The sequence below is a fragment of the Geobacillus sp. PLS 41 genome (assembly GCF_056494105.1).
The window spans coordinates 3,368,088-3,391,373 of the sequence record NZ_CM151395.1; the positions used below are offsets into that span (position 1 = coordinate 3,368,088).

At 55.0% G+C, this 23,286-nt stretch carries 17 protein-coding genes; 2 read left to right on the forward strand and 15 right to left on the reverse strand.

The genetic code is table 11. From position 1 onward, the window contains the following. Positions 1-157 precede the first annotated feature (157 nt). From ACVX3G_RS16830 to aceA, 9 genes are all read right to left on the reverse strand, one after another. Positions 158-3,502, reverse strand: coding sequence for an AAA family ATPase (locus tag ACVX3G_RS16830; RefSeq protein WP_021322518.1), 3,345 nt, complete (start codon positions 3,500-3,502; stop codon positions 158-160). Then, entirely contained in the window at positions 3,499-4,677 is a 1,179-nt protein-coding gene (locus ACVX3G_RS16835; RefSeq protein ID WP_021322517.1) for an exonuclease SbcCD subunit D, read from the reverse strand. Before ACVX3G_RS16835 ends, ACVX3G_RS16830 begins: the two co-directional genes overlap by 4 nt. Positions 4,678-4,697: 20 nt before the next feature. Continuing rightward, positions 4,698-8,426, reverse strand: a complete 3,729-nt coding sequence (gene addA / locus ACVX3G_RS16840) for a helicase-exonuclease AddAB subunit AddA (RefSeq protein ID WP_033845550.1) — start codon at positions 8,424-8,426, stop codon at positions 4,698-4,700. Beyond that, a complete protein-coding gene (addB, locus tag ACVX3G_RS16845) occupies positions 8,427-11,930 on the reverse strand; it encodes a helicase-exonuclease AddAB subunit AddB (RefSeq protein ID WP_301270942.1) in 3,504 nt (1,167 codons plus the stop codon). A gap of 223 nt (positions 11,931-12,153) precedes the next feature. Then, entirely contained in the window at positions 12,154-12,702 is a 549-nt protein-coding gene (lepB, locus tag ACVX3G_RS16850) for a signal peptidase I (RefSeq protein ID WP_011230183.1), read from the reverse strand. Next, positions 12,699-13,322 carry a TVP38/TMEM64 family protein gene (locus tag ACVX3G_RS16855; RefSeq protein WP_013146210.1) on the reverse strand — a complete coding sequence of 208 codons (624 nt, stop codon included), beginning with the start codon at positions 13,320-13,322 and terminating at the stop codon, positions 12,699-12,701. Before ACVX3G_RS16855 ends, lepB begins: the two co-directional genes overlap by 4 nt. A 102-nt stretch (positions 13,323-13,424) precedes the next feature. Further along, positions 13,425-13,958, reverse strand: coding sequence for a competence protein ComK (locus ACVX3G_RS16860; protein WP_014195018.1), 534 nt, complete (start codon positions 13,956-13,958; stop codon positions 13,425-13,427). A 120-nt stretch (positions 13,959-14,078) separates the two neighbouring features. Beyond that, a complete protein-coding gene (locus ACVX3G_RS16865) occupies positions 14,079-14,273 on the reverse strand; it encodes a hypothetical protein (RefSeq protein WP_011230180.1) in 195 nt (64 codons plus the stop codon). A gap of 130 nt (positions 14,274-14,403) precedes the next feature. Beyond that, positions 14,404-15,690: an isocitrate lyase gene (gene aceA / locus ACVX3G_RS16870; RefSeq protein ID WP_011230179.1), complete on the reverse strand. Its 1,287-nt coding sequence runs from the start codon at positions 15,688-15,690 to the stop codon at positions 14,404-14,406. Between the two features lie 192 nt (positions 15,691-15,882). On the opposite strand from aceA, the gene ACVX3G_RS16875 reads away from it, so the two are divergent. Further along, complete coding sequence (locus tag ACVX3G_RS16875; RefSeq protein ID WP_011230178.1) at positions 15,883-16,473, forward strand: SCO family protein; 591 nt, start codon at positions 15,883-15,885, stop codon at positions 16,471-16,473. Positions 16,474-16,536: 63 nt separating this feature from the next. Here the strand turns inward: ACVX3G_RS16875 and ACVX3G_RS16880 are convergent, their stop codons facing one another. Both ACVX3G_RS16880 and ACVX3G_RS16885 read right to left on the reverse strand, forming a co-directional pair. Further along, on the reverse strand, positions 16,537-16,842 hold the full coding sequence (locus ACVX3G_RS16880) for an AzlD domain-containing protein (protein ID WP_011230177.1): 306 nt from the start codon (positions 16,840-16,842) through the stop codon (positions 16,537-16,539). Continuing rightward, positions 16,835-17,551, reverse strand: a complete 717-nt coding sequence (locus ACVX3G_RS16885; protein ID WP_023633877.1) for an AzlC family ABC transporter permease — start codon at positions 17,549-17,551, stop codon at positions 16,835-16,837. The genes ACVX3G_RS16880 and ACVX3G_RS16885 overlap by 8 nt, the downstream gene beginning before the upstream one ends. Positions 17,552-17,738: 187 nt before the next feature. Here ACVX3G_RS16885 and dat point away from each other — a divergent pair, with 187 nt between their 5' ends. Next, positions 17,739-18,602: a D-amino-acid transaminase gene (gene dat, locus ACVX3G_RS16890; RefSeq protein ID WP_014195013.1), complete on the forward strand. Its 864-nt coding sequence runs from the start codon at positions 17,739-17,741 to the stop codon at positions 18,600-18,602. Between the two features lie 56 nt (positions 18,603-18,658). Here dat and ACVX3G_RS16895 read toward each other — a convergent pair whose 3' ends face one another. From ACVX3G_RS16895 to ACVX3G_RS16910, 4 genes are all read right to left on the reverse strand, one after another. Continuing rightward, positions 18,659-19,456, reverse strand: a complete 798-nt coding sequence (locus tag ACVX3G_RS16895) for an ABC transporter ATP-binding protein (RefSeq protein WP_011230174.1) — start codon at positions 19,454-19,456, stop codon at positions 18,659-18,661. After that, entirely contained in the window at positions 19,422-20,414 is a 993-nt protein-coding gene (locus ACVX3G_RS16900) for an ABC transporter permease (protein WP_011230173.1), read from the reverse strand. Before ACVX3G_RS16900 ends, ACVX3G_RS16895 begins: the two co-directional genes overlap by 35 nt. Positions 20,415-20,543: 129 nt before the next feature. Continuing rightward, positions 20,544-21,551: an ABC transporter substrate-binding protein gene (locus ACVX3G_RS16905; protein WP_011230172.1), complete on the reverse strand. Its 1,008-nt coding sequence runs from the start codon at positions 21,549-21,551 to the stop codon at positions 20,544-20,546. 127 nt (positions 21,552-21,678) lie between these two features. Continuing rightward, positions 21,679-23,223, reverse strand: a complete 1,545-nt coding sequence (locus ACVX3G_RS16910) for a fatty acid--CoA ligase family protein (RefSeq protein WP_014195010.1) — start codon at positions 23,221-23,223, stop codon at positions 21,679-21,681. Between the last annotated feature and the right edge of the window lie 63 nt (positions 23,224-23,286).

Genomic DNA, 23,286 nt, shown 5'->3' on the forward strand with positions numbered 1-23,286 from the left:
CCTAGCGCACTGGTCACAGGTGCGCCGCCCATGGGGGTACATCCTAACCCGATGGGATGGGGTGATGACACACCCCTGAACTTGGGCGTTGTCCGAACCAGAAATGGATGAGGACGTGAGCGACCCAAGAATCCCACGCCTTTAGGCGTGCGGAGTGTCAAATCATTTCCAGCCAGACGCGCGTGCCACGTCCGGACGGTTCAGCCGGTTCGACGATGAGCCGTCGCGGCAGACGGTTGCGAATTTCTTGAACATGACTGATGACGCCGACCGCTAGTTGCTCGGTATGTAGCTTTTCCAAGGCGGAAATGACCGTCTCAAGCAGCTCAGCGTCGAGGGTGCCAAACCCTTCGTCCAAGAAGAAAAAGCGGAGCGGATACTCGCCGCGCAGCTGAATTTGCGCCGATAACGCCAACGCCAACGACAGTGACGTCAAAAATGTCTCCCCACCCGAGAGCGTCGATACCGGCCGTCTGACGCCGCCATTGGCATCATCGCGGATCAGAAACCCGCCTTGCGAATCCAATTCGAGCGAATACCGGTGCCGTGTCAGCCGCTGCAGCCGTTCCGAAGCCATGGCGGTTACTTGCTCGAGCTGCTCTTCAGCCATAAATTCGACAAAGCTGTTGCCGCGAAGCAGCGCCTGCAGCTGTTTATACCGCTCGATGCGCCGGCTGAGCTCCGCCTGCTTCTCCTCCAGTTCAACAAAGCGGCTATGTTTTTTTCTCAACTCTTCTACCTTCGCTTGAGCTGCCCCAAGCTGCTGCGTCATCGCCTCCACTTGCTCCTTCAACTCGGCGTATACACGCTGCATCGTCTCCCATTGTTCAGCGCTCACCGCCGCCCCCCCGATGGCGGCGGCCAGCTGGGCGAGGCGATGTTCGGCTTGCTCGATTTGGCGCCAATAGCGGCGGATTGCCTCATCCCATTCATCTCGCTGCGCTTTTTCCGCCTTCGCTTGCTTGACTTGTTCGGCATCGGCAAACATGGTGTCCAAAAGCGCGCCGCGCCAGCGAGCGAGCGCCTCTTCTTCGCGGCGGACGCCTTCTTCCCACGCCTGCTTGGCTGCTTTTGTTTCGCTTTCAAGCATTTGATATTCCCGCTGGGCTCGCTGCCAAGCCTCATACGCCTGTTGCTCGCCGTTTTGCAGCTGGCGCCATTCGTCCTCCGCCTTCTGAAGCTGCACGGCCGCAGGACCTTCCCCCGCCTTCTCGCCCCGTTGCCGCTCATATTCGTTCCATTGCTGCTGTTTGGCGCTAATCAGCGAGTCAAGACGCACCCGCTCCGTCTCAAGCCGGCTCCGCTCTTTGGCCGCTTCCTCTTTCGCCCGCTGTTTTTCCTCTAAAAACAGCACGCTGTCCTCCAGCCGTTTTTGCACGTCGCGCCGCACGTTTTCCCGTTCACGCAGCTGTTCATACACCGCATCGATCGTCTCAAGCGAAAGGAAAGGATACATCTGCCGCCATTGCTGTTCAAGTTGCCGCCGCTCTTCCTCCAGCCGCTGCTTTTCAACTTGCAGCGCTTCGATGTCCGCCGCTATCCATTGGCACGCTTTCTCCGCTTCGCGCCGCGCTGACTCGGCTTCATTCCATTGGGCAAGCACCCGGTAGACCGCTTCTTTCAATTCAATGACATCTTGCGCAAGCGCCCGCACTTCCACAGTGAGGTCGACGGCCTCCTCCACCGAGCGGCTTTCGGCAAACACAGGCGGCGCTTCATGGCCTACCGCCAGCTCGGCAAGCTGCTCGAGCTGCGCCTTGAACGAAATGATCGTTTGCCAATCTTGTTCATACCGCTGCCGCTCTGCCTCAAGCTCGGACAGACGCTCAAGTTGGACATCGTGCGGTGCGGCGGCCGGATGCGGATGCTCGCGCGATCCGCACACTGGACACGGCTCGCCGGGACGGAGCCGCTCAGCCAAGGCGGAGGCGAGTTGCGCCGTCCGCGCTTCTTCGGCTCGCTGTCGCTCCGCCTCCATGGTTTTCTGCAAAGTATACAATTGTTTTTCAGCATCCTGCTGCCGCCAGCAGACGAAACGATACGTCCGCTCCACACGCCGGAACAGCTCTTGAAGCCGGGAGCCGACAGCGGCTGATCGGCGTTCCCGCTCCAACTTTTCCTCTTTCGCCCGACGCCAAACGGCCTCCTTTTGCTGAAGTTGGGCATCGACGCGAGCGATGGCTGACGCCGCTTGCTCAATATGCTGCTTCTGCCTGTACGCCCGCTCTGCCTCATCTTTTCCATCCAGCGCCTCTTCATGCTGTTTCAGTTCTTCTTTCAACTCCCGCTGCCGCTTCGCGCCGCGCTCATACCAGACCGACGCCTCTTCAAACCGGCGTGCAGCTGCCTTCTCCTGGGCAATGAGTCGCTTCCTCTCTTCACTAAGAGCTGCGAGCTCCTGTCCAAGCACTTCCATTTGCTGCTCAAGCTGCGCCGCCTGCCGCAGCCGTTCCATCTGGACGAGCAATTCCGGTTCGCGCTGCGCCTTTTCTTGGCGCGCCCGTTCATAACGCCGCGCCGCTTCTTCATAGCTCAATTGGGCTTCCTCTAACCGACGCGCCAGTCCTTCATACCGACGAAACGCCTCTGCCCGCAAGCGACATGCCTGCTCGCACTGCTCCCAATACGGCCATATGCGCTCTGCTTGCTCGGCGCGCTCCTTTTTCGCCTCAAGCTCGCGGATGACGGATTCATGTTGGCGCAGCGCGGCGAGCTCTTGTTCGACCGCTTCTTTTTCTTGCTGCCACGCCCATCGTTGTTTTGTTCGTTCCACATCTGCTTCGACTTCCTCAAGCTCTTTTTTTCGCTTGGCAAACAGCCCCGCGAGCTCCCGCACATCCGCCTCTGCCTGCTCGAGCGCTGCTTTTGAAGCATCGCCGAGCCCCGCTTTTTCCGCTTCGATTTTTTCCCATTCTTGCTCAGCGGCGGCAAGCCGGTCTTTCAACTTTTTATTCAACTGATCGCCATACCGCTCAAGATGGAAGAGGCGCTGCAGCATTTGCCGCCGCTCCGACCCTTTGAGCGATAAAAACTCGGCAAATTTTCCTTGCGGCAAGACGACCGCCCGGGTGAAATCCTCCATCGTCAAGCCGAGCAATTGCTCGATCGCCTTGTCCACCTCCGATAGTTTATCGGCGAGCACGACCGGCTCGGACCGATGCTCGATCAGGCGGCAAACGGCGCTGCGCGTCCGCCATTCGTCCACTTTTTTTAAGCTTCGTTCGACTGTATACCGTTTCGCTCCTGCCGCATTTTCCAGCTCAAACGTAAACGAGACAAACAACTCTTGCTCCGCGTGGTTGATGATCGCCTGCGTGCGGTTGGCCGCCCGCTCGACGCTGCCGAACAAGGCGAGCGTCATGGCGTCTAAAATCGTTGATTTGCCGCTTCCAGTCGGCCCGAAAATGCCGAACACACCGCCCTCACACAGTGCGGTGAAATCAATCGTCTGCTTTTCACGAAAGCTATGAAGCCCGGCGATCGTCAGCGAGATCGGCTTCATTCTCCCTCCCCTTCCTTCTCTTCTTCCGCCGCCAGCTCCAAAAAGAGGCGGACAAGCTCTTCATCCGGCGTTTGTCCCCCAGTCTGACGTTCGTAAAAGCGGTGAAACATTTCTTCAAGTGAAAGCGGCTCGCGGCTCATTTCCATCATCTCTTCCACCCGATTGGGAAACACCGGGCGAATGTGGACAAATCCGGGATGAAGCTTACGCAGCCGATCAATTTCTTCCATTGTCAACGACTCGGTCACATGGATCTCCAAATCGATCCAGCTTGATCGGTCTCTTCCTTCCTCACACCAGCGGTATACTTGAGCGAGCCCCTCTGTCGCCTTCCAACGGATGAGCGGTTTGCCAGCAGCGAGCGGTATCTCCGCCACCTTGGCCGCCCCGCCTGGATGCACGTCAACGACCGTGACCGATTTGGCTTGACCGGCTTCGGAAAAGCTGTACGCCAACGGCGAGCCGGAATAGCGCGCGGCCGTCTTTGCCTGCTTGACATCCTGCGGCCGGTGCAGATGGCCAAGCGCCACATATTGCGCGGCTTTCGGCAGGCTCTCAGCCGCCACCGTATAAGCGCCGCCGACTTCAATCGGCCGCTCGGAATCGGACGTACGTCCGCCAGCAACGTAAAGATGGCTCATCGCGATATTGACGGTCTCCGCCGTGAACGAGGCGGCCATCGCCGCTAATAGGGCGCGGATGCGGTCATCGTACCGATCGCGCATCGTCGTCTCCTTACAGTCGGATGACAACAGCTCGGCGAGGCGCGATTCGGACGGATAGGCCAACGGAGCAAGCATCATCGTTTCGCCGCACGATGGAACGTCAATCCGGCAAACAGCCGCTTGCGGGCGGCCGAAAAGAAAAATGTTGTGCGCACACATCAACGTCCGGGCAGCGCTGATCCGGTCGGGGTGGTCGTGGTTGCCGCTGATGACTGCCACCGGGCGGCGTCCTTTGTCGGACAGGCGGGCGAGGCTTTCATAAAACAGTTGTTCCGCAGCCGCCGGCGGATTGACGGAGTCGAATACGTCGCCGGCCACAAGGATGATGTCGATTTGTTCTTTCTTGACAATCTCCACAAGCTCATCAACAAATGCCTCTTGCTCGGCCATCCGACTCCGCCCCTCGAGCGTTCTCCCAAAATGCCAGTCCGCGGTATGCAAAATCCGCATTCTCTCTTTCCCCCCTTGCATCACTCAACAGCCACAACAAACCCGCCGTCAAACGAATACAAATAGCATTCCGCCACCGGCGCACGCCAAATTTGCTCGATGGCCCGCCGGTACAAGCGCATTTGCGTCCCGTAGCGGCCGAGCAGAAAACGAGCCGCTTCTTCCTTTTGCCCAGCAAAACGGTGGACGACTTCATCCGTTTTATAGTCAATCATCACATAGCCGCATTCGTCGGCAAACACGCAGTCGATCACCCCTTGCACGAGGACGCGCCGGCCGCTTTCCGTCCCTTCGCCGCCGTACAGTTCAGCCGCTTTAAGCCCCAAGCTGAACGGCACTTCACGGTGCACTTCGCGGGCGGCGCAAAGGCGGCGGCCAAGATCTGCAGTGAAAAAGGCAGCGATGGCCGCTGGATCGACCGCCTCTGCTTGTTCTGCCGACAGCAGCTCTTTTTCGACAAGGCGGACGATCTGACTGCGGATCCACGATTCATCAAGCGGCGCTTGCAAATCGAGATGGCGCATGACGACATGGAGCGCCGTCCCTTTTTCGGCCGGCGTCAACGTTTTCTCCTGCATAAAACGCGGCCGGGAAAACACCGGAGCCGTCCCTTGTCGCGGCCGCCATTCGTCCGCTTGCTCGCCAAAGAGCGCGCGCTGTTCTTTGAGTTCTGACACCGATTGCTTGGCGCGCACGGCCGTTTCTTTCTCATACGAATACCGCCACAACAAGCGGCGTTTGACCTCCTTCTGCCACCCTCCTTCTACGGGAACGGGTCGGCCTTGTTCGAGGGCAAGAAGCACGCCGCCATCCATCTCCTCCCTCGCAGCCTCTGCGCCGCGCAAATCGGCGGCCGGCACGATGGCGACACGCCATACAGACGGGTGAGAGGCGACCTCTTCAGGCGCCTTCGTTCCCGCAAGCGCCCCCCCATCCCGATGACGGATGAGCGCCCGGCCGATCCAATCCAAGTAGGAGCGGGCCGAAGCCCGCACATCGTCGGGGAGAAGCCAGCCGCGTTCCGAAGCAGCGCTTTTCCATTTTTCAATCTCCTTGGCCGCATCGTTGACCGACGCCAACAAATACAGCTTCTCTTTTGCCCTTGTGAGCGCGACATACAAAATGCGCATCTCCTCAGCGAGCAGTTCAAGCCGCTTTTTCGTTTGGATGGCCAACAGCGGCAGCGTCGGATAACTGATGCGCAGCCGCGGGTGGACAAAGCGGGCGGCAAAGCCCAGCTCTTTATCGAGCAAATATGGGTGGTGCAAATCACGTGTATGAAACGGACGAGCCAGCCCAGCGAGAAACACGATCGGAAATTCCAATCCTTTGCTGCTGTGAATCGTCATGATGCGCACGACGTCTTCCTGCTCGCCGAGCGGCCGGGCCGCCCCTAAATCGTCGCCGCGCTCTTGCAGCCGCTCGATGAAGCGAAGAAAGCGAAACAAGCCGCGAAACGACGTCGACTCGTACTGCCGCGCGCGGTCGTACAAAGCGCGCAAGTTCGCCTGCCGTTGCCTGCCGCCCGGCAGTGCGCCGACAAAATCGTAAAATTGCGTATCGCGGTACAGCTGCCAAATGAGATCAGCTAATGAGCGGCGGCGCGCCATCGTACGCCAGCCCTCGAGCCGCTCTAAGAAAGCCGCCGCTTTCCTTTGGGCGTTGGCCTCCTCTTTTGTTTCCGCCGGCTTTTGCCGAAACGAACAGAGCGCTTCATAAAACGTGCCCTTTGGATCGGCGAGGCGAATCATGGCGAGCTCATTCTCGTCAAAACGAAAGAGCGGCGACCGGAGCACCGCGGCGAGCGGAATGTCTTGGTGCGGGTTGTCGATCACTTTTAACAGTGAGAGCATGATCGAAATTTCCGTCGCCTGAAAATAGCCGGATGACAAATCCGCGGCCGCCGGGATGCCTTGCGCCTGCAACTGCTCGATCATCTGCGGCGCATTCGTCATCGAGCGGACAAGGATGACGATGTCACGGTACATGGCGCGCCGCGGCTGCCCGCTCGAACGATCGTATACATAAAACGGAGCGGAAACGATCTCTTTGATTTTTTTCGCCATCAGCCGCGCCTCGAGCTCCGCCGCTTCCCATTCAGCCGCTTCCTCTTCGTCCTCTTCCGCCGCACGCTGCCGGTTGATGATCATGACTTCCGGCGCCGCATCCTCCCCTTCCGGGTAATCGGCGCCGTATTTCAGCTGCGCCGCTTCGTCGTAAACCATTTCGCCGACGGTTTCCCCCATGAGTTGCGCAAACAGAAAATTCGTCCCGTCAAGCACTTCGCGGCGGCTGCGGAAGTTGCTCGCGAGGTCGATTTTCATCCCCCCTTCTTCCCCGTCGGCGGTGAATCGTTTGTATTTGTCCAAAAACAGCATCGGCTCGGCAAGGCGGAATCGGTAAATCGACTGTTTCACGTCGCCGACCATAAACAAATTGCCTGTTCGTTCACTTCCTTTTTTTACCATACGCAAAATCGCTTCTTGAACGAGGTTCGTATCTTGATACTCGTCAACAAGCACTTCATCAAACTGCGCCTGGTATTCCAAGGCGGCGGAGGAAGGCTGCCATTCGCCCGTTTCCGGATCGCGCCGCCGCAAAATATGCAAACAATAATGTTCCAAGTCAGAAAAATCAACGATTCCTTTTTCCCGTTTCGCCGTTTGGAACATGACGGCAAAACGGCGGACAAGGTTAGCGATCGTTTCAACGATCGGCTTCATTTCCCTCATATGGCGGAGCCAAACGGATGGATCGAGCGAAAACACATTGTCGCGCAGCGCCTCCACTTTCTTTTTCGCCTGATCACGCAGCGATTTGGCTTCGTCGATCAGCCGCTCGTCATAGTCCTTGCCGCGGCAGGCCGGCAGCCGCCCAAACGACAGCGCCTTTAGCGCGCGATGCAGCTCGGCCCACGGCCCGGAAAGTTGCGCCTCTAACTTGACGATCATCTCCAGATCTTCGCGCAGCCGCTCGGCATACGGCCGCGGCCCGCTCGGTTCTTCGGCGAGCTCAAGCGCCCTTCGGATCAGCCGTTTGGCCGCCGCCAGCTCCATCGCGGCATGTTGCGCGATATAGCGGGCTGCTGGCAGCGTCTTGATATCCGTCCGTTCATCGACGTCATACATCGAGGCCAAACCGGCCAACCATTCATCTGGTTCCGGATGGGAGCGGGAAAATTCATAAAGGGCGACAATCATCTCCTGCAGCTCCGCATCGCTCCGGTCGCCCGTATAGGCATCCACGACGGCGAAAAACCGCTCGTTGTCCGGCTTTCCGTATTCCTCCTCAAGCAGCTCTTCAAGGACATCCTCTTTCAACAGCTCGATTTCCGTTTCATCCGCGATGCGAAACGACGGATCCAAATCGAGCAAATAGTAATATTTGCGAATGACATCCAAGCAAAAGGAATGGAGCGTCGAGATCGCGGCGCGGGGAAGCAGGCTGAGCTGGCGCCGCAAATGGAGCGAATGCGGACGCTTGGCCAATTCCCGCTCGAGCGCCTCACCGATTCTTGCTTTCATCTCCGCGGCTGCCGCATTGGTAAAGGTAACGACAAGCAGCCGGTCGATATCGACCGCTCCTTCTTCCGCCGTCACTTTTTGAATGATCCGCTCGACAAGAACGGCCGTTTTCCCGGATCCGGCCGCCGCGGCGACAAGAATGTCTCGGCCGCCCGCGGCGATCGCCTTCCATTGTTCATCCGTCCATCGGCTCCCAGCCGGCTTCGGGCGAATCGTGGCGTTCATTTATCCTTCCTTCCCTTCCGCTAGTTTTTCGATGACCGCTTCCTTCGTTTGCGGGGCAAGCTTCCGGTATTCGTTGCCGGAGAGTGCCTCATCAAATTGGCAGACCGGTTTGAAGACGCAAAACTCGCACGCTGTTTTATCTTTCAACTTGTACGGGGCGATCGACACGACGCCGTCGGCGATTTGCCCGCCGATGTCGATGAACAAACGGCGGACATGCTGGCGGAGCGCGGCAAAGTCGGATGGACTCGCCACCGACGAACGCGAATGGATCGATCCGCTTTTCGTAAGCTGAGCGGGCACAATCAGCGACCATTGTCCGTCTTCCGTTCGGTTGTCCATCAACCGGATCGCCTCGACGTCAGCGAGCAACAGTCCGCGCATCCGAAACGGTTCAAGCAACTTTTTCGCCATTTCCACCTCATCATCCACCCATTGCTTCGCTTGAACGATCGGATTGTGGATGTGAAAATAAAGCACCCCGGCTGGCAAGGCCGGCTGGCCGACGAGCTGTTCGGCATATGTCAGCACGATGTCCAGGTAGGTGAACATTTGCAGCGCCAGGCCGTAATATACTTCCGTCAAATCGAGCGTTTTCGCGCTCGATTTGTAATCGATAATGCGCAGAAGCACTCCTTGGCTGCTTTCCGCCTTATCGACGCGGTCGATCCGCCCAACAAGCTCCATCACTGTTCCGTCGGGCAGCCGAAACCGAAGCGGCGGCAGGTCGCCATTGGGGCCGAATGACAGCTCAAGTCCGATCGGAACGAAACCGCTCGCCCGCGCATGCTCACTTAAGACATGGGTTGTACGGGCAACGACGTGTTTCAATTTTCGTTTCATATATTCATAGCGATGAGAGCTTGAGAGCACTTGCTGCTGGATGAGCGGGGCGATTCGCTCGACCGCTTCGGCCGACAGCCGTTCACAGTCTGGTCTTGACAGTTCGCGCCAATCAAGATGCTGTTCGCGCAGCCGGTCGGCGATTTGCTTGATGGCGGCATGGAACAATTGCCCAACATCCGGCGCCTCAAGTCGGAAAACGTTGCGCTCTTTCAACCGCAGCCCATGCGATGCGAAATGGGCGTACGGGCATTTTTGAAACTGCTCCATGCGCGAGACGCTCGCCTGAATTTTTTTGCCGTACAGCCGCTGGCTCCACTGTTTTTTGAGCGGCGTCGCTCCGTTTGTATAAAAGAGCGCGGAGACGGCATGCCGCACCTGCTCCTTCCAGTCCCGATGGCCGATGAACGTGTTATACACATCCCACCAAAGCGGATCGATGCCGTAGTTGCGCTTCCATGCTCGGAGCTGGCTGATCAAATACGTTTGCGTCGCCCGCGGCGCGGTCACGAACGCCTCTGCTTTTTCTGCCGGGGCGTCGAACGGGTCGTTGCCGCACAGATGCACCGGCGCATGCGGAAACAGTTCCGTAAGCTGCTTGATGAGCGGCGACGGCATCAACGCTTTCCCTTCTCCATCAGCAAGCGGATATGTAACATACAGCCGCCGGCTCGGACAAACAAGTGCCAAGTAGACAAAAAACGGGTCATAAAACAGCTGCTCCCGTCCCCCTGGGGCGAGCGCCACCCCCAACTCACGCAGCTGCTCGCGCTCCACTTCCGCCATCAGCCCGTCTTCCTTCACTTTCGCTGGAATAACGCCATCGTTGGCGCCGATGACGAACGCATACTTGATGTCAATTAAACGAGAGCGATCAAGCTGAGCGACGATCACCTGGTCCATCGCCGGCGGCACAAGGGAGAACTCCAACCGATCGAGCCCAGCCTCGATAATCTTGACAAACTCAGCGAGCGGCAGTGATTCTGTCCCGAGCATTTCTACATATTGGTCAAGCAAATCGACGACGGCGTTCCACGCCTGTTCATGCTGGCGCGCTTCAACGAGGCGGCCGTCCGCTTCCGCTTGCGCGCTCATTTTCTCTAGTTTTTTTGGAATCTGCAATTCTTCCAAAAACAGATATAATGCCATACAAAACCCGCGTCCGTCCTCCGCCCGGCGCAGACGGCGCTCCAACCGGCGAAGCGGAGCGGCCAACGCCTCGCGCCATTCATTGAGCATGTCCTCAAACTGCCGCTCTTCATCCGTTTGTGGTACGTTCAAACCGTCAAGCGCCTGATAGCGCCGATACGCCCAGCGCTCATTGTTTGTCCACTTATCCCCTTTGATTCCGTAAGCAAGCACATAGTTTTCGAGCTTGTCGGCCGCCTCGCGCCACATGTGCAGATCGCCGTCCGTTGGAAAAAGCAAATCCGTTTTCACCGCCCGAAACACCGCTTCATATCGCCAACGCGTCACGACCGTCTCTAAGGCAGCGCGCACGAGTTCAATGAGCGGGTGGTGGTGCATCGGTTCTTTTTCATCCATAAAATACGGGATCCCAAAATCAAAAAACACCGTTTTCACCAGATCGCGGTACGCCTCCGTCTGGCGGATGATCAGCGCAATGTCGCGATAGCGCGCCCCTTCATCGCGGACAAGGCGGATGATTTCGCGTGCGACCGCTTCGATTTCCGCTCGGCGATTGGACGCCTCATAAAGATGGACGGCATCGGTCTTTGCACCATATGGAAGCAACGGGCGTCGGTGAAATTGCGCCTCAAGATGAACGAGCGCCCTGTCTTCATGGCGTCGGTTGGCCGAAAGCACGATCGGCTCTTCGATCGCAATGTCATTGCTTAGCGCCAACTCCCTCAGCTGGCGGTACGTTTGCGCCGGCAAATAAAAGAGATGAAGTTCGTCCGGCATTCCGTCGTCATACGGGCGGTCGATCGTCAAACAAACGGTGACGCGCCGGCAATGGCGAAGAAGCTGTTCGATGATCATATATTCTTGCGGCGCAAAATGATGAAAGCCGTCGATGTAAATATCGGCATCCCGCAAATAACTTGAGCGCGGAATATGCTCAGCGAGCAAGCGCAAATAATCTTCCGAATCAAGATAGTGGCCGATAAGACTCCGCTCAAGTTCCTCATACACAAGCGCGACATCGCTCAACTTGTCAGCGAGCAAGCGGCGGCCCGGCTGGCTTGGCCCATCCTCGAACGCCTTGGCATGTCGGCGGAGTTCGCCCGGCGTCAGGCAATACCGTTTGCATTCGGTGATCATTTCGTTCAGCTGCTCGATAAACCCATGTTTGTCCGCCGCGCGGCCAAACAGTTTCAGCTCTTGTTTGCGTTGCTCAATAATTTTGCGGATCATCATCTGCACACCAACATCATGAATATGGTACCGGGTCATGCCGCCTGTTTCCTGCAACACGCGCCAAGCGAGACGGGTGAAGCTGAACACTTGGGCGCGAATCATCCCGCCCACTCCCTCGGTATGTATCAACGCGTATTCGCATTGAAATGTCATTTGCTCCGGAACGAGATAGACGATCGCCCTTCCTTTTGGATCCTCTTGCAACTGGCGGCGAATTTCTTCGAGGCAGACAGCCGTTTTCCCACTTCCTGACCGTCCGAGCAAAAACCGCAGCGACATTGTATCCACCACCATTCGTTTCCTTTATTTGTTTTATTTTAGCACGTATGTTCGCTTTTAGGAAGAAAAAACGCCCTTCGGCTGCGGGTTATATAGAGGCAATCTGAAACGTTAACGTTTGTTTCTTTTTGTAGAGCCAGCCGACATGTCAGCGACTGTCGGACGACTGAACAACCTCGCTTCACTTCGTTATAGAAGCGGAAGACTCCTTTCGAGATTAAGGTTAAAACTGAAAGGCGAACTGTTTAAACGGCCAGTAGCGAAAGTCCACCTTGCCGACAATTTGGTTGATTTTGACAAATCCAAAATGGCGGCTGTCCCAGCTGCTAAGCCGGTTGTCGCCAAGAACGAAAATGCAGCCGGGAGGCACCCGTGTTTTCCCGGTCACCTCCTCAAGCGTAAAATCCCCGGTCAGCCTGCCGTCAAGCAGCTTTTGTTTATACGGGCGCAAATACGGTTCGTCAACTTTTTTTCCGTTGACATACAAGATGTCATTTTTGTACGCGATCCGATCGCCAGGCAGGCCGATAACCCGCTTGACGTAATCTTCCTTTTTGTTGGCGTGAAAAACGATAATGTCGAACCGGCGAATAGGCCCGATGTCGTAGGAAAGCTTATTGACGATCAACAAATTGCCGCTCTCTAGCGTCGGCATCATCGATTTTCCTTCCACCACGTAATTGCTGAACACGAACAACCGAAGCGTGGCGACAACGCAAACGGCAACAAACCATGGCCATCGGCGGCCTCGTTTTTCTTTTTGCTTCGTCACTCCCCGCCCTCCTCGCCGCCTTGTTCTTCCGTCAACGAAAATCGCGCTTCCACCCGTTTTCCGGCGTACCAAAGCAACAGAACGACTGCGGCGATCATCGCCGTGCGCAGCGGCTGACGGATGAGCGCCTTCAAGTCATAGCCGATAAAACTGATGGTAAACACCATGATCATCTTTCCTAGCAGCACCGCCAATACAAACTGCTGGCGGCTGATGCGCGACAGTCCGGCAACAATATTGACAAGCGCCGATGGGGTGAACGGAAAGCAATACAACAAAAACAGCGGACCAAATCCGTGTCGCTCAATCCAATGCATAAACTGCCGCACTTTCGGGTGGCGGCGGACAAAGTGAAAAAAACGCTTCTGCCCCACTTTCCGCGTCAGCCAAAACACGATGAGCGAGCCAAGTGAAGCGCCTAGCCAAGAGATCAGAAACCCTTTCCATAGTCCAAACGCCGCTGCGTTCGCCATCACGAAGACGAACATGGGCAAAATGGGAAAAAACGACTCAAGCAACGTCGCTGCGATGCCGGGAAGCACGCCGAAAGAGCGGTATTGTTCGAGCAGGGAAAGGATGCTGTCGAGCGTGAACCATTGTTTGATTGTTTCCATATCCATGTCTATTCCCCATTCAAATGCCGTTTATATCTTTATTTTACACGTCCAGGCGCCTAATTTGAACTCATCTTTAGGAAAAACCATTTTTATCAATTTGTTCAGCTAACTCTGTTTTTCTTGCTGCATGCGAAATATGTATTGGAGTTTGCGCTCCCTCGCTTCCATCCGCTCGGATAATTTCGTTCGAAGTTGAGCCGTTCGGTATAACTGGTTGATGAACGATTTGCAGGAAACATCGAGGGATATGCTTTTTCCGTTGCGGAAATAAACGATGGTCCGCTCATATTTGGCAGGCTCATACCGATAGACGTGCATGTGCGAGAGCCAAACGCAGCGGGAGTCACGCGGAGAGGCGGTTGGAAATACGTAAATTTCATTGGACGGTTCAATGGCGATCGGCGCTTTATGAGTGATGCCAATGACGGCTTTCGTTCCTTCTTTCCTTCCTTGAAAGCTGCTTCCGTAGTAATCGCAACTATGTTTAATAATGTCAATCGGCGTTTGTTTGATGATATATTCGCCGTCCTCTTCAATGACTTTCGCATACACATCGCTGTTTAAAAAGTATGGGAGAACCGCCATCGTATAACGGCTTACGATGAATTGTTCCAATACAATGAATTCATTGACTTTCATCCGTTCGTCTCCTCCCTTAATCAACTCGCTCACTACTCCTATCATACCATCAGTAGTTATTTTTTTCTATATTTTGCAAAAAATCTAATAAAAAAACCCATGACAATCGTCATGGGTGTTCTAGGAGTTTTCGAACGTTTGGCCGATTTCTTTGGACGCTAAATATTCATTCGCCTGTTCCAACGCGGTATGCTCGCCGACCGAGTCGCCAGCATACGTCTCTTCATTCATCGACCATTGCTCAACATGAAGATCCGTACTGACGCGAAACTCGGCAGGCATCAGCTCCGGCAGATCGCCTTGATTCTTTTCCATTACATCGCCTCCTTGTACTCCATAGGATGCGTCATTTTTTTCCTTATTATGCGATGGAAGCAAGGAGGCTCTTCGTCTCAAACAAAAAAACGCCCGGCCAAGCCGGGCGTCTCTTTGCTGGTGATCGGCATTAGATGGCTGTAAACTGTTCTTCTTCGGTCGATCCTTTCAAAGCGACTGTTGACGATTGGCCGCCGGAGATCACTTGGGCGACTTCGTCGAAATAGCCCGTGCCGACTTCGCGCTGATGGCGCGTCGCCGTGTATCCGTACTTCTCGGCGGCAAATTCCGCTTGCTGCAGCTCGGCGTACGCCGCCATGCCGCGTTCTTTGTAGCCGCGCGCCAGTTCGAACATGCTGTAATTGAGCGCATGGAAGCCAGCCAAAGTGACAAATTGGAACTTGTATCCCATTTTGCCGAGCTCTTGCTGGAATTTGGCGATCGTTTCATCGTCCAATTTTTTCTTCCAGTTGAACGACGGCGAGCAGTTGTACGCCAGCAGCTTGCCGGGGAATTTCTCATGGATCGCTTCGGCAAACCGGCGCGCCTCATCCAAATTCGGCTCGCTCGTCTCACACCAAATGAGGTCGGCATACGGCGCATAGGCAAGCCCGCGGGCGATCGCTTGATCCAAACCGGCTCTTGTGCGATAGAAGCCTTCCGGTGTCCGTTCTCCAGTGATAAACGCTTGATCGCGCGGGTCGATGTCGCTTGTGATCAAGTCAGCAGCGTTCGCGTCGGTGCGTGCGATGAGCACCGTCGGAACCCCCATGACATCGGCGGCCAACCGCGCCGCAATCAAGTTGCGAATCGCCGTTTGCGTCGGCAAAAGCACTTTGCCGCCTAAATGGCCGCATTTTTTCTCCGATGACAGCTGGTCTTCAAAATGGACGCCAGCCGCTCCGGCTTCAATCATTGCCTTCATGAGCTCAAAGACGTTCAGTTGGCCTCCGAACCCCGCCTCAGCGTCAGCGACGATCGGCACAAAGTAGTCCACGTCCCCGCTGCCTTCTAAGTATTGAATTTGATCCGCGCGCTGCAACGCTTGATTGATTCGCTTGACGACATGCGGAACGCTGTTGGACGGATACAGGCTTTGGTCCGGATACATCTGTCCGGCGAGGTTGGCGTCGGCCGCCACTTGCCAGCCGCTTAAATAAATCGCCTTCAAGCCTGCTTTCACTTGCTGCACCGCCTGATTTCCGGTCAGCGCGCCAAGGGCCGCGACGTAATCCTCTGTATGAAGCAGCTTCCATAATTTTTCCGCCCCGCGTCGAGCGAGCGTATACTCGATGTCAAGCGAGCCGCGCAGTTTAATGACATCCTCAGCGCTGTACGGACGAACGATCCCTTTCCAGCGCTCCTCATTTTTCCAACTTTCTTCTAATTGCCGGACACGTTCAGCAAATGACGCCATTTTTCCTTCCCCCATCTCTCTTTGTTATATTACATTGTTTTTATTTACGTTTTTATTATATAACAGAAAAACGAAAGTGCAAGCCTTTTTTTGAAACTTTTTTTAATTAGGAAAATAGTCGCATATTATTCATAAACATCGCGATTTTTTCGCTAATTTTTTTGATATGATCATATTGAGGAGTGATGAATGGTGAAAAAATGGTATACGTTAGCTGCCTCTCTTGTCATCATCGGCATCAGCGTCGGCATCCTGTACTTTGCTGTCTACCAGCCATCAACGATGCGGCTTCCAAATGACGTGACGATGGAAACAGCATGGGGAAAATCATACGAGTTTGGCGACCTTCCGCCGAAAGTGAGGCTTGTCGAGTTTATTTATACAAACTGTCCGGATGTTTGTCCGAATACGACAGCGCAAATGGCAAAACTGCGCGATCGCCTAAAACAAGCCGGGGTATTTGGAAGCAAGGTGGAATTCATCACGATCACGATCGACCCGGCGCGCGATACGAATGAAAAGCTGCAGACATATGCCAATGCGTTTGGAGTCATGAGCGACGGACAAGGTTGGGTGTTTTTGCGCGGCAGTGAAGCGGACACGAAAAAAGTAGCGGACGCCTTCCACTTTCAATACCGCGACCCGGGCAACGGCATGATCGTACACACGACGCTCGCCTACTTGCTTGGCCGCAACGGTCGTGTCGTCAAACAAATCGGCATGGGGACATCTCGATTTCATGTCGATGAGGTATACGAGGCGATTATGGAGGAATTGTCATAACCATGCAGCAAGTTTGCATACCTGTCGCAAAAGGAAAAGAGGAAGCGATGTCCGCTTCCCTTTTTAAACAAATAACGAATACAGGCTGAGCGCTGCAACCGCCGCAAGCACGACGATCATGACGTTGGCCCCAAGCCAAGCTGTGATGACGGCCGCCGCAAAACCGATGACACCGAACCAAAAATCATCTTGGATGAAAAAAACGTCAGGAATAATGAGCGCCCCGAGCACCGCATACGGCACATTTTTCAGCACTCCTTGCCAAAACGACGGCAGCTCGACGCCGCCGAGCAACACAAACGGCAACAGGCGCGGCAAATACGTCACGACCCCCATGCCGATGATCATCCATACGATTGTGCTATTCACCGCCGTTTCCCCCTTCCTTCGTCAGCCATTGAACGATGATGGCCGACAACAATGTAGCCAAAACGATCGACCAGCCTTTCGACAAGTGAAGAGCAAACGTGCCGATCGAGTTGAATAAAGCCGACAGCCCCGCCAGCCAGACGATTTTCCGCTGCTTTTTCAACGCTGGAACGAGCAGGCCGATAAACATGGCATACAAGGCAATGGACATACTTTCTTGCAAACTTTCCGGCAAACCGGCCCCAGCGGCATAACCAATGCCCGAGTTGACGACCCAACTGCCATACGCCATGGCAATGAGCCCAAACATATACGAGGCGTTGATCGTTCCTTCTTTCATCGCCGCCACCGAAAACGTTTCATCTGTAATGCCAAAGGCGTACAACGCTTTTTTCCAAAGCGCGTCCGGCTCAGCCTTTTCATTAAGGGACGCCGACATTAAAAAATGGCGAATGTTTAATATGAATGTCGTCAACACGATTTCAAACACCCCAGTGCCAGCGGTAAGCAGACTTAACGCGATATATTGCGAGGCGCCGGCGAAGACGACGATGCTCATGAGCACAGTCTCGGCGAACGTCAGTCCGGTTGTTTTGGCGAGCAGCCCAAACGCCAGCGCGATCGGCATATAGCCGATGGCGATCGCTACTCCTGCTTGCAGCCCTTGGCGAAACGGCGCCATCTTGCCGGCTGCCCATGTCGTTTCCATCCATTCATCCCCTCCATTTGACTAGATTGATAACTTTATTATCTAAAAATTCCTTTCGTTTCGCAAACCGAACGTCCATTCATTGTTTCTGCTCACGCCAAACACGAGACAAACGCAGAGAGAGGCCAATCTATGATATAATCAAACTGATTCATGATTGATGGCAACAGAAAAGGAGTGCACGTCCATGTCAGTGAAACCGTATGTATTAACCGACCGCGGCATTTTCCGTTATGAACAAGTCACGTACCCGATGGAAGAGCGCGGCTTGCAATTCGGTGATGGCGTCTACGAAGTCGTCCGCTTATATAACGGGATATACGTTTGGCTTCGCGAGCATCTTGACCGGCTGTACCGTTCAGCGGCCGCCATTCGCCTATCCGTTCCGTTTGGCTGCGAAGAGCTCATCGAACAGCTTGAGGAGCTTCGCCGCCTCAACGATGTGCAGGAAGATGCGATTTTGTATTTGCAAATGACGCGCGGCAGCTTCCCGCGCAACCATGCGTTTCCGGCGGAAAACCGGCCGAACTTGTACGCCTACATCCAGCCGATGGCGCGGAAAACCGAGGAAATGACACATGGGGTGCGCACGATTTTGACGAAAGATGTCCGCTGGGAATACTGTTACATTAAAAGCTTGAACTTATTGCCCAACGTATTGGCTAAACAAGAAGCGGTTGAGCGCGGAGCGTTTGAAGCGATTTTGCATCGCGACGGCGTCGTAACCGAAGGCAGCTCGTCAAACATTTTCCTTGTCAAAAATGAAACGGTGTACACCCATCCGGCCACCGCACGGATTTTAAACGGCATCGTCCGCACGAAAGTGAAGCAGTTTTGCGCTGAGCTTGGCATTCCATTTGTCGAAGAAGCGTTTTCCACCAACGACCTTAGGGAGGCGGACGAACTGTTTTTAACGAGCACGACGTCAGCGATTATCCCGATTATTCAAGTCGACGAAACGGTGATCCGAAGCGGCGCGCCAGGGGCGGTGACGAAGGCGCTGCAAGCCGCCTACCGACAAGCGACGCAGCGAGAAACCCAAAATATCTGACCGGCCGGCCGAACAGAAGAGGTGTCCCCTAGCCAAAGAAGGACACCTCATTTCGTTTATGAGCTGAGCACGGCGCGGTCGCTCGCAAACTGGCTGCCGCGGATGCGTTGGAATGCCTCAAGCAGCCGCTCGACCGTCAGCTCCTCTTTCTCCTTTCCTTCTGCGGCAAAAATGATTTGCCCGCCATCCATCATGATCAACCGGTTGCCAAGGCGAATCGCCTGCTCCATGTTGTGCGTCACCATGAGCGTCGTCAGGCGGTGCTGCTCAACAATTTGCTTCGTCAACTCCGTGACCAACTCCGCCCGCGCCGGATCAAGGGCGGCGGTATGTTCATCGAGCAACAGCACATCCGGTTTTGTAAACGTCGCCATCAACAAGGAAAGCGCCTGCCGCTCCCCGCCGGAAAGAAGTCCGACTTTGGCGGCGAGCCGGTCTTCAAGCCCTAAATGAAGCGTTCGCAACGTTTCCCGAAACCACTCGCGCTTTTGCTTCGTGACGCCAAGACTTAACGTGCGCCGCTTCGTCCGGTTGTAGGCGAGCGCCAAATTTTCCTCAATCGTCATATGCGGGGCGGTGCCGGCCATCGGGTCTTGAAAGACGCGGCCGATGTAGCGGGCGCGCGCATGCTCCTTGAGCGCGGTTACATCGCAGCCGTTGATCCACACTTCGCCGGTATCAGGAGACAGCCGTCCGGAAATGATGTTCATGAGCGTAGACTTGCCGGCGCCGTTGCTGCCGATGACGGTGACGAAATCGCCGGGGGCAAGCGTCAGATCAATGCCGCGCAAAGCGATTTTCTCGTCAGCCGTTCCTTCGTTAAACACTTTTGTAATTCGTTTCAGCTCCAGCAACGGTTTCCCCCCTCTCCAACTGCCGCACCCTCCGCTTTTTCCGCTGCCGTTCTTTTTGCGCCGCCAACGTGTTGGGCACGACGAGCGCCAGCATGACAATGAGCGCGGTAATCAATTTCACATCGCCCGTCTCCAAAAACTCGACGCGCAAAGCGAGCGCCAAAATAAGACGGTAGACGATGGCGCCGCCGATGACCGCCCACGTCGCGCGTGCGACCGAACGGGCGCCAAACAACGCCTCCCCGATGATGACGGAAGCGAGCCCAATGACGATCATCCCGATTCCCATCCCGACGTCGCTGAATCCGCCATACTGGGCGACGAGCGCTCCGGAAAGCGCCACGAGCGCGTTCGACAGCCCAAGGCCAAACACGATCAACCAATCGGTGTTGGCGGAAAAGCTCGCCACCATCGGCTTGTTGTCTCCAGTTGCCCGCAAGGCGATCCCCACTTCTGTTTTCAGCAGCCAATCCAACAGCCCTTTGACCATTAGCGCGACAATCGCCATTGACACAAGCACCGCCCATGTCCGCGGCGCAAAACCGGTGAAGGAAACGAGTCGGTTGAGCGCCGCATCCAATCCGGCTTGCCGCCAGGCGGCTGTGATTTTTGTGATGACCGTTTCCTGCTGCAACAGCGGAACGTTCGATTTGCCCATAATGCGCAAATTGACCGAATACAAAGCGATCATCATTAAAATGCCGGATAACAGTGGATTGATTTTCCCTTTCGTATGCAAAAGCCCAGTCAACACCCCGGCGGCAAAGCCGGCCAAAAGCGCCGCGGCTGAGGCGGCAAACGGATTGGCTCCATTGACAATCAGCACGGCGGCGACGGACGCGCCGGTGACGAAGCTGCCGTCAACCGTCAGATCGGGAAAATCCAAAATGCGAAACGATAAATAGACGCCGAGCGCCATCACGGCGTAAATCAAGCCGGCTTCGACGGAACTGAACATCGCTGTCCACACAACTTTTCACCTACCTTTTCGGAAACACACCAAAGGCGCATGTGACACGTTGAGTGCCAAAACGCACTTTTCCCTACTTTTTTGGCCCCCCTCCTTCATCGAAGGAGGGACGGCCGCTTATTCAATATATTCCGCAATGGAATCCCATTCCGGATTGAGCTTGATGCCCATTTCTTGCGCTGCTTTTTTGTTGATGACAAGCTTCAATTTTTGTGGATATTGCACCGGCAAATCGGCTGGCTTTTTGCCGTCTTGCAAAATTTGCGCCGCCATTTCCCCCGCTTCGTAGCCGATGTCATAATAGTCGAACCCGTACGCCGCAAAACCGCCGCGCTTGACGGAATCCAGTTCACCAACAAAAAGCGGAATGTCGTGTTCATTCGCCACCTGGATCACCGACTCGAGCGCCGAGACGACCGTGTTGTCGGTGATGATGTACAGACAATCGACTTTGCCGACGAGCGACTCGGTCGCCTGCTTCACCTCTGCTGATGTCGATACTGATGCAGGAACGATTTGCAAGTCCGTTCCTTGCATCGCCTTTTTCACCTGTTCGATTTGAGCGACTGAGTTTTGTTCGCCGGCGTTATATACCATGCCGACACGGTTGCCTTTGATATATTTGTCAATAAACTGCACCGTTTTCGGAATGGCCTCCGGGTGCGTATCGGTCGTTCCCGTCACATTGCCGCCCGGTTTTTCCATTGATTGGACAAGCTGTGCGCCGACTGGGTCAGTCACCGAAGTGAACACGATTGGAATGTCTTTTGTCGCATTGAGCGCCGCCTGCGCGCTTGGCGTTGAGTTGGCAAAAATCAAGTCGACGCCGTCCGAAACAAAATTATTGGCGATCGTTTGGTTGTTGCTTTGGTCGCCTTGGGCGATTTGCACGTCATACTCAACGGACAGCCCTTTGTCTTTTAACGCCTGCTGGAATCCCTTGCGCGCCGCATCGAGCGATGGATGCTCGACAATTTGCGTCACGCCGATTTTGTACGTCTTTTCTTTCCCGCTCTTCCCGCCGCTTCCCTGGCTGCTTCCCGTCTCTTTCGCGCCGCCGCAGCCGCCAAGCAACAAAAAGCCGGCTGCACACACCGCGGCGAACCGCCGAATCGATTGGCCCATGATCCCATCCCCCTATGTAGAGAAGTTTAGTCCTTTTAAACTTTTATGTGTTAAATTATATAAATTTATCTACTTGTTTTCAATATACTATTCAAAAAAAAGAAAAGGTGCTGAAAATTCAGCACCATCAAGCATGGGAAGACGCGAGCCGCTCTTTTAACGCTCTTCGCAAAATTTTTCCTGTCGCATTTTTCGGCAGCTCGTCCAAAAAGTCAATCGCGCTCGGCACTTTATATTTTGCCAACCGCTCACGGCAGTAAGCAATGAGCTCTGCTTCCGTCAACTCCGGATTTTTCGCGACGACATACGCCCGCACCGCCTCTCCGTAATCCGGGTCCGGCACGCCGATCACCGCGGCTTCAACGACATCCGGATGGCTGTACAGCACTTCTTCGACTTCGCGTGGATACACGTTGTAGCCGCCGACGATAATCATCTCTTTCTTTCGGTCGACGATGTAGAAATAGCCGTCCTCGTCCATGCGCGCCAAATCACCGGTGTGCAGCCAGCCGTCGCGCAAGGCGGCCGAGGTCTCTTCAGGCATTTTGTAGTACCCTTTCATGACGTTCGGCCCGCGAACGACAAGCTCGCCAACTTCGCCGACGGGCACTTCTTCTCCGTATTCGTTGACGACCTTATTTTCAACGTTTTTAATGTTCGTTCCAATCGAACCAGGCTTGCGCGGCCGATCGAGCGGATTAAAGCAGGTGACAGGGGACGCCTCCGAAAGCCCATATCCTTCCGAAATGATGACGTTGAACTTTTTCTCAAAGTTTTCAAGCAAAGCGACCGGCATTGAAGCGCCTCCTGAGATGCAAAGGCGGAGCGTCCGCAAATCGTCCGCGCTTCCACCTTCGTACTGATAAAGGAAATTGTACATCGTCGGCACGCCGGCAAAAATCGTCGCTTTTTCCTCTCGGGCTAGCTGAAACAACTTTGCTGGGCTGAACTTTGGCATGATGAGCACCGTTCCGCCGTTCATCAGCGGGGCATTGAGCGCCACGGTCAAGCAAAAGACATGAAACATCGGCAACGCGGCGATGACGCGATCGTTTTCATTGATGCCTAAATAATCAGCCGTATCTTGCGCATTGCTGTATATGTTTTTATGAGTGAGCATCGCCCCTTTCGGCTTGCCGGTCGTCCCCGATGTGTACAAAATGACGGCGACATCGTCATCACCCAGTTCAGGTCCGGTAAAGTCCGGGCTGCCGTCCGCCAACACTTCTGCAAACGATTTCATCCCTTCCGACAGCGAAACACCTTTCTCCTTCCCTTCCGGCGTTTCACAAACGATCGCATGCTCGAGCAGCGGAAGCCGCTTCTTCGCCTCCACAAACAACGGAGCGAGCAAGTCGAGGCCGATCACCGCCTTGACGTCGCCGTTGTGCAAAATATAAGAAATTTCCTCGGGCGTGTAAATGGGATTGATCGGAATGACGGTCGCCCCAAGCCGCAACGCCCCGTACAAGCCGATGACAAACTGCGGCGAGTTGCCAAGCAACAAGGCGATATGGTCGCCTCGGCGAACGCCAAGCCGCGCCAACCCGTCGGCAAATCGGGAAATGGCTTCGTCCAATTGTTGATACGTGCACCGCTCTTTCATGAACACATACGCTTCCTTGTCCGGCAACTGCTTAGCGATTTGCGCCAACCGCGTCGTTACGTTCATATACGCTCCTCCCCCAAAATGAATGAATGACCATTCATTTTATAAGTAAAAAAATTCGAACTA

Bases quoted from the DNA above. Each gene is read 5' to 3' on its own strand.
- ACVX3G_RS16830 (WP_021322518.1), bottom strand. From the start codon at position 3,502: ATGAAGCCGATCTCGCTGACGATCGCCGGGCTTCATAGCTTTCGTGAA.
- ACVX3G_RS16835 (WP_021322517.1), bottom strand. From the start codon at position 4,677: ATGCGGATTTTGCATACCGCGGACTGGCATTTTGGGAGAACGCTCGAG.
- addA (WP_033845550.1), bottom strand. From the start codon at position 8,426: ATGAACGCCACGATTCGCCCGAAGCCGGCTGGGAGCCGATGGACGGAT.
- addB (WP_301270942.1), bottom strand. From the start codon at position 11,930: ATGTCGCTGCGGTTTTTGCTCGGACGGTCAGGAAGTGGGAAAACGGCT.
- ACVX3G_RS16855 (WP_013146210.1), bottom strand. From the start codon at position 13,322: ATGGATATGGAAACAATCAAACAATGGTTCACGCTCGACAGCATCCTT.
- ACVX3G_RS16860 (WP_014195018.1), bottom strand. From the start codon at position 13,958: ATGAAAGTCAATGAATTCATTGTATTGGAACAATTCATCGTAAGCCGT.
- ACVX3G_RS16865 (WP_011230180.1), bottom strand. From the start codon at position 14,273: ATGGAAAAGAATCAAGGCGATCTGCCGGAGCTGATGCCTGCCGAGTTT.
- aceA (WP_011230179.1), bottom strand. From the start codon at position 15,690: ATGGCGTCATTTGCTGAACGTGTCCGGCAATTAGAAGAAAGTTGGAAA.
- ACVX3G_RS16885 (WP_023633877.1), bottom strand. From the start codon at position 17,551: ATGGAAACGACATGGGCAGCCGGCAAGATGGCGCCGTTTCGCCAAGGG.
- dat (WP_014195013.1), top strand. From the start codon at position 17,739: ATGTCAGTGAAACCGTATGTATTAACCGACCGCGGCATTTTCCGTTAT.
- ACVX3G_RS16900 (WP_011230173.1), bottom strand. From the start codon at position 20,414: ATGTTCAGTTCCGTCGAAGCCGGCTTGATTTACGCCGTGATGGCGCTC.
- ACVX3G_RS16905 (WP_011230172.1), bottom strand. From the start codon at position 21,551: ATGGGCCAATCGATTCGGCGGTTCGCCGCGGTGTGTGCAGCCGGCTTT.
- ACVX3G_RS16910 (WP_014195010.1), bottom strand. From the start codon at position 23,223: ATGAACGTAACGACGCGGTTGGCGCAAATCGCTAAGCAGTTGCCGGAC.